This window comes from Vibrio sp. 10N.222.55.C6, from assembly GCF_041473395.1.
Lineage (GTDB): Bacteria > Pseudomonadota > Gammaproteobacteria > Enterobacterales > Vibrionaceae > Vibrio > Vibrio crassostreae_C.
Genome location: NZ_JBFRSD010000499.1, coordinates 1 through 301 on the forward strand (window position 1 = coordinate 1; position 301 = coordinate 301).

1 pseudogene is annotated in these 301 nt (G+C 46.2%); it reads left to right on the forward strand.

The features are described 5' to 3' along the window. Window positions 1–301, forward strand: a pseudogene (locus tag AB4486_RS24795) (ATPase); the annotation flags it as partial.

The following is a 301-nucleotide window of genomic DNA, read 5'->3' on the forward strand; positions in this document are numbered from 1 at the left end:
TACTTACTTGGTGAAGCTGAAAGACAAGTTAGAGCAAGAGCGCTTCGACTTAATCAAGGCTTCTTACGATTATTACAAAACAAAGCAAGGCGCTGCTGAGTTAGCTCGCAGTCAGGCTGTTGAAGGGCATGACCTTGCCGGCATCTGTTCACAAGAATGGGCTCAGATGTGGTCCCACGTTAAGACATTTGTTCAGACACACAATAAAACTCTTGCATTTCCACCAACTGAAGGTTCATCGTGCCCTACATGTCTTCAACCGATCTCAGGCGAAACTGCCGCTAAGCTGAAGTCATTTGAC